At 44.8% G+C, this 2004-nt stretch carries 2 protein-coding genes; one reads left to right on the forward strand and one right to left on the reverse strand.

What is annotated here, in order from left to right:
• Positions 1 to 53: 53 nt before the first annotated feature.
• Positions 54 to 305 (reverse strand): hypothetical protein, encoded by a 252-nt coding sequence (locus QUA40_RS28530; protein WP_333132048.1) that lies wholly within the window; start codon positions 303 to 305, stop codon positions 54 to 56.
• A gap of 225 nt (positions 306 to 530) precedes the next feature.
• On the opposite strand from QUA40_RS28530, the gene QUA40_RS28535 reads away from it, so the two are divergent.
• Positions 531 to 1814, forward strand: a complete 1284-nt coding sequence (locus tag QUA40_RS28535; RefSeq protein ID WP_333132050.1) for a glutamate-5-semialdehyde dehydrogenase — start codon at positions 531 to 533, stop codon at positions 1812 to 1814.
• Positions 1815 to 2004: the final 190 nt, after the last annotated feature.

Genomic DNA, 2004 nt, shown 5'->3' on the forward strand with positions numbered 1-2004 from the left:
GATTTAACCACTCAAAAACATTAAACATTTTAGCACTTGATTAGATAAACTTATCACCACAAGTTCTGAAGAGCCGCAGCGATGTTAAAAATCAGAGTTATGGGAAGTGCGATCGTCAATCCGGCAACTGGATCGGGACTGTTGAGAATCAAAACTGAGGCTAAAGATAGGGCTAACACCATACCAAACAGCAGGCTGATGGTGACGCCGGAAGCTAAAACGAGATTTCCGCCAGTTTTCTGTATCAGTTTAACGCCGGCTTTGGTGGCGCGTCCTGCCTTGCGTAAAGGGGCATGAGATGACATAATAATCTCCAAAGGTTATTGACAAATGGAAATGACCGTGGGATTTTATCTATACTTCACTGTTTTAACCTGTTAATGCGGAGTGCGGTAAGGGGTCTCAACAAAAATATATAATTTCCAGTAAATTGTTAAGATTGAAAACCGCCCGGAAATTTATTTGTGCGGATTCAATTCAAAACTAAACATTCAAAACCCAACAATCAAAACTATTTAAAAGTTACTGCCATGTCTATTATTGAAATTGCCCAAAAAACGCGCGTATCTGCTAGAAAATTGGCAGTTTTGTCCGCTGATGCCAAAAATCAAGCTATTGAGGCTATGGCTAAAGCTTTAGAAGCTGCTGCGCCGGATATTGTGGCGGCGAATGCGGCTGACTGCAAGGCGGCTGAGGCGGATGGAATTGCGAAACCGCTATACGATCGCCTAAAGTTGGATGAGAGCAAGTTGAAAAGTGCGATCGCAGGCGTGCGCGACGTTGCGAAACTCCCTGAGCCGATCGGTGTCGTGCAAATCCACCGTGAATTGGATACAGGATTAATTCTGAAGCGCGTCACCTGTCCTTTGGGCGTTTTAGGCATTATTTTTGAAGCGCGCCCAGAGGCGTTAATTCAGATAGTATCCTTGGCAATCAAATCGGGAAACGGCGTCATTCTCAAAGGCGGCAAAGAGGCTGTTCGTTCCTGCGAAATCTTGACAAAAGTGATACATCAAGCATTAGCAGAAACTGCGGTTAATCCAGAAGTCGTGCAGTTGCTGACCACGCGGGAAGAAACAATCGAACTGCTCAAAATGGATGAATATGTAGATTTGATTATTCCCAGAGGTTCTAATTCCTTCGTGCGGTTCGTGCAGGAAAATACGCGAATTCCAGTCTTGGGACACGCCGACGGAATTTGTCATTTGTACGCAGACAAAGCGGCGGATATTCAGAAAGCAGTAGAGATTTCTGTGGATGCAAAAACTCAGTACCCAGCCGCCTGCAATGCCATTGAAAGCTTGTTAGTTCACAGTGCGATCGCCCCCAAATTCCTGCCTGCAGTTGCCGAAGCTTTGCAGCAGAAAAAAGTCGAATTGCGGGGAGACGAAAAAACTCGCGCCCTCCTCGAAAATATTGCCGAAGCAAATGAAGCCGATTGGTCTACAGAATACAGCGATTTGATTTTGTCAATCAAAATAGTAGATTCTGTGGAAGAAGCAGTTAATCATATCAATACTTACGGTTCCAGACATACAGATGTCATTGTCACCGAAGATAGCGAAGTCGCCGAAACTTTTTTAAATGGAGTAGATGCGGCCGGAGTTTATCACAATTGTTCGACTAGATTTGCCGACGGTTTCCGCTACGGTTTCGGTGCAGAAGTGGGGATTAGCACCCAGCAAATGCCGCCTCGCGGGCCGGTTGGTTTAGAGGGCTTGATTACCTATAAGTATCGAGTTGTTGGAGATGGCCATGTTGCCGCGAGTTATGTGGGGAAAGATGCTAAGGAGTTTACTCATCGGGATTTGTAAAATCGAGGTGAAGTCAACTGGCGGTGCATATTCTGCACAATTGTCTCCCAGTAGGTGATTCAGCTTTTGGGGAGATGTCGAATATTTCTGATCCCAATGACAACTTGAGTAATTTTACTTAGGGCTTGCTGAATAATCGATCGCAAACTATGAATAGGAGCGACCGATATATTCAAACTCAACTAAAGAT

Origin of the sequence: Microcoleus sp. Pol11C3, from assembly GCF_036701485.1 — a bacterium.
Classification (GTDB): domain Bacteria; phylum Cyanobacteriota; class Cyanobacteriia; order Cyanobacteriales; family Microcoleaceae; genus Microcoleus.